The sequence below is a fragment of the Nocardia sp. NPDC005366 genome (assembly GCF_040606855.1).
Taxonomy (GTDB): Bacteria; Actinomycetota; Actinomycetes; order Mycobacteriales; family Mycobacteriaceae; genus Nocardia.
Map to the genome: position 1 here is coordinate 1 of NZ_JBEXFQ010000085.1, position 4267 is coordinate 4267.

At 64.9% G+C, this 4267-nt stretch carries 3 protein-coding genes; 2 read left to right on the forward strand and 1 reads right to left on the reverse strand.

Translation table 11 applies throughout. The annotated features are described in order from the left end of the window. Window positions 1-305 precede the first annotated feature (305 nt). Window positions 306-1172: a helix-turn-helix transcriptional regulator gene (locus tag ABZS43_RS36425; RefSeq protein WP_355040567.1), complete on the reverse strand. Its 867-nt coding sequence runs from the start codon at window positions 1170-1172 to the stop codon at window positions 306-308. A 222-nt stretch (window positions 1173-1394) separates the two neighbouring features. Between ABZS43_RS36425 and ABZS43_RS36430 the strand changes: the two genes are divergently transcribed. Next, window positions 1395-2486, forward strand: a complete 1092-nt coding sequence (locus ABZS43_RS36430; protein WP_355040568.1) for a phosphotransferase family protein — start codon at window positions 1395-1397, stop codon at window positions 2484-2486. Window positions 2487-2545: 59 nt separating this feature from the next. Then, entirely contained in the window at window positions 2546-3658 is a 1113-nt protein-coding gene (locus tag ABZS43_RS36435; RefSeq protein WP_355040569.1) for a hypothetical protein, read from the forward strand. The last annotated feature ends 609 nt before the right edge of the window (window positions 3659-4267 follow it).

The window sequence follows — 4267 nt, forward strand, 5'->3', positions numbered from 1 at the left end:
ATGACCGAGGGGCCGGGGTTTTCGAGGCAGTGGCCGAGCGCATCGGTGAGTTCGGCCGGGTCGTGGATGCCCGACCGGTCGGGCACGTCATCGGATCGGCAGAGCAGCGTCCACCGAAGCGGCATGGTCTCGCACGACCGGGTCGCCGGGATTCTGCCACCGATGTCGTTGCGATCGCCCGGTGATCGGCACCAACTCTTCCGGGCCGGGTTCGTCCCGGCAGTGATCATCGAATGGCGCGAGTCATCGGGAGACACCACCTAGCGGCATCCGTCGCGCCCCGAGCGCGGCGTGACAGATCTTCGTCACGAACTGACGACCGCCCCCCACACTGTTTCTCCTCGCAGGGTCTCGAGCTTCTCGGCCTCGAAGGGCGTCGCGGGCAGGTGAACGACGACCTTGAGCGAGGGACGGTCGATCAGCCGTAGCTGCATCAGGTATGTCGTGAGAAGACCTATGCGCGCGTGCCGGAATTCCTGCGTTCCCGTGGCGGCTTGGACTACCTCGTGTTCCGGCCACCAGCGCCGGAATTCGGGGCTGACAGCAGCCAGTTCTTCGGCAATCCGCGAGTAACGGATATCGGCCGGATAGGCGGCTGCTTCTGCTCTGAACTGACCGATGGTGGCGCGGGCGTGTTCCTCCCAGTCGGCCAGTGAAGATCGGACCCTCGGCACCATGAATGTCGCCCACAGTACGTTTCTGCGACGCGGTGGGAGTTGGCCGATATCGCAGAACACCGCGAGCATCGCATCGTTCCACGCCAGGTAGTCGAATCTCGGGCCTATCACATATGCGGGTGCGGGTAACAACCCCTCCAACAACTTCCGTGCCTGTTCGTCTGCTGTGTCGTCGCGGCCGGGGAAGGGGCGCGGCCCGGCGGGAAGTCCGGCGAGACGTCGCACGTGTCGCTGCTCGACTTCACTCAGTCGGAGCGCGGCGGCGATGCTGTCGACGACCTCGGCCGTCGCTTGGACATCCTGTCCCTGCTCGAGGCGGGTGTACCAGCTGTAGCTGACCAGCGAAAGGTTCGCGACCTCCTCGCGCCGCAGGCCGGGCACCCGGCGCCGCCGCCCGGCCGACGGAAGACCTACCGACTCGGGCTGGAGCCGGGCTCGGCGCGCGCGGAGGAATGCTGCAAGCTCGCGACGCCGCGCGTCGCTGTCCGAGGCCATCGATGTAACCTGCCAGCTCTTTCCTGTCACTGCAAGTGGTACCTTCACCTCGGTTCTTGTAGCCCGTGCTCTTCCATCGCAATATCGGTGTGTGAAAGACGAAATGAGTCCTGGCGGGCGAAAAAATGTCACGCACCCATTTCGGCGAACGGGCAATTTCATCCCCCGATTCTCCTGGCTGGGCATTCCTCGGATTTCGATCACCTCGTCCGGGGAAAAACGGTGACGACGCCGGGTAAGCGGGCCAAGGGTGATCGCGGGGTGCGTCGAGAGCAGCATCTCGCCGCCATATCCGAGCGGCTCGCCACGTGGCTGCGCACCAAACTGCCCGAGGCGGAAGACCTGCGGATGACCGAACTGCGCGGCAGTAGCGAAGGGTTCTCCAACGAGACATATTTCTTCGAGCTGTCCTATCGCGTCGATGCGGTACCGAAGCACGAGCGCCTGGTCGTCCGGTGGCTCCCCAGCAGTGGGTCGCTCTTCCCGGACCAGGAGTTGCGCACCCAGTTCTGCGTGATGAACGCGCTGCGTGACACAGCCGTGCCGGTGCCGCGGCTGCGGTGGTACGAGCATGATCCGGTGCATCTCGGGACGCCGTTCTTCGTCATGGAGCGCGTCGATGGGGTGGTTCCGGCAGGGCGGCTGCGGTCCGAGGGCCTTTTCTTCGACGCCGACCCCGAGACACGACGCCGGCTGTGGCACCGGGCCGTCGAGGCGGTGGCCGACATACATCGTCTGCCCTGGTCCGAACTCGAATTGCCGTGCCTCCAGGTTCCGGGTGCCGGTAGCGACGTACTCGATCGCCAGATCGCCGAGTGCGAGAGGATCCTGGCGTGGGCCAGCCCCGACCGCCGTATCCCGGTGTACGAGCACGCGCTGACCTGGCTGAAGGCCAACACCTTCACACCGCCCCGCGTCGCCCTGTGCTGGGGCGACGCCCGTCCCGGCAATCTGATCTACCGGGATGAGCGGGTGGTGGCGGTCCTGGACTGGGAGATGGCCTATCTCGGTGACCCCGTCGCCGACCTGGCGTGGTTCATCGTGCTGGAACCCACCTACGCGTGGCCGTTCGGGGCACCCGAACTCGAGGGCATTCCGGGCGAGGACGAGACCGTGGCGCACTACGAACGAGTCACAGGAAGCCGGGTCGAGAACCTGTTCTTTCACAAGGTGCTGGAGACGCTGCGGTTGGGAGTGATTCTGATCCCGCACGCGCGCAATATCGTCCGCTCCGGGATCCGGGGTTATCCGCCGGATTTCGAGACGAACAACGTCGCGACTCAGGGCCTGGACAAGCTGCTGTCGCAGATCTAGCGCGACCCACAATCCTGACAATCGTTCGGCGCCTGCGCCGATCACACATTGGAGAAACGATGGTTATTCCCAGCGACGAACTGCTCAGCCACCAGGTCGTGTCCACCTTCGACCACGTCGACACCAGCGATCTGCAGTGGTGCGAGCGCGTGTGGTTCGGTGCGTTCGACACCACCGGCCGATTCTTCATCGGGGCCGGCCTCGGAAAATACACCAATCGCAACGTCATCGACGCCTACGTCTCGGTGGTCGAGGGCAGCACTCAGCACAATGTCCGCGCGTCGCGAGAGCTGCGGCCGGACGTCGACGGGCTCACCGTCGGCCCGATCACCTACCGCATCTCCGCCGACTACTCGCGGGTCGGCTTCCGCCTCGACGAGAACGACTACGGAATAAGCCTCGACGTGATGGCCGAGGGCGTCGTGCCGGTCGTCGAGCAGCGCCCGCAGATGTTCCGGCGCAGCCGGGGCCGGGTCGTGAACCACATGATCCGCTTCTTCCAGTACGGTCGAGCCCACGGCTGGCTGAACGTGGGCGGAACGCGCTACGAGATAGATCCGGCTTCGTGGGTCACCCAACGCGACCGCTCCTGGGGGATTCGCCGGTCGGCGGCCGAGTACCTGCCCCCGCCGGAGGGCGTCGATGTCGGGTTCGGGCTACAGCCGCCGAAGCGGGCGCGCATCACCTACTACTGGCACTCGGTGACGATGCAGTTCGATGACTTCGCATTGCAGTACGAGGGCGCGGAGAGCCCCGAGGGTGAGCGGCTGGGCACCCACCACGGCGAGCTGTGGTTCCCCGCCGGAGACAATCGCAAACGGCTCCGGGTGGTGAACGTCGAACACGAATGGGATCTCGTCCCGCACACCACGACCAACGAGGTCGCCGGTGGCCGCGATCTCATCACGCTGGAGGACGGCTCGACCATGGAGCTCACGTTCCGTGCGATGACCCGCTACTCGCGCAAGACCGGCGGCTACTTCGGCTTCCGCGGGTGGGCCAGTGGCGCCTGGATGGGTTCCCAATGGGTCGCCGGGGAAACTCTCGATCTCGCCGATCCGGAGGTACAGGCGGAACTCAAGGGCGGTGTTTGGGATTACGCCGTCGAATGCCGGTACGGCGATCAGGTCGGTTACGGCAACATCGAACCGTTCATCGAGGGCATCGGCTGACCGGCACACGGTGCTTGGGGCTGCTGCACGAATAGGCCCCACCTGCAGACGGCTCGCGACAACGGCAGGTGGCCGCGCGATCCCTCCCGGATCTGGATGTTCCCCGCGGATGTGTCGGAGGCCGCTGGGGTGGAAACGGCGTCATCGTGCCGTTGCGCCGCATCGCGGCGGGCCGCGCCGAAGGCGGCAGGTCGGCATGACGCCACGGCGAGATGACACTACTAGCGGTTGCCACTGAGGTAGTGGAGCACGCCTGGCTCTACACGGCACTCTGCCCGGATACGCCGACAACGAACGCCCAAGAACCCCTAACAGAATGGGTTGTTTGGGGGGTGATGGTCGAGGGGTTGGTTTTGTACGTGTGTCGCTTGTGACTGAGGTTGGAGACCCCGAAACTGACCTACGCACGAGCTCGGCGCGCTCGACATCCGACAGCACGATCTCCACAGCAGAAGGCCACGATGAGACATCGAAAACAGACTACATACTTACTAGCCTGATTTCAGGCGCGGCACTAGGTTCTGTCTCCCAATCGTCTGATTAGTCAGCTTGGAGTGGCCGGTGGTGCATCATGTCCGCTGTGGCGAGGTCGGCGGGTGATCGGTTTCA

Coding starts and splice junctions, on each gene's coding strand:
- ABZS43_RS36435 (WP_355040569.1), top strand. CDS start 2,546: ATGGTTATTCCCAGCGACGAACTGCTCAGCCACCAGGTCGTGTCCACC.
- ABZS43_RS36425 (WP_355040567.1), bottom strand. CDS start 1,172: ATGGCCTCGGACAGCGACGCGCGGCGTCGCGAGCTTGCAGCATTCCTC.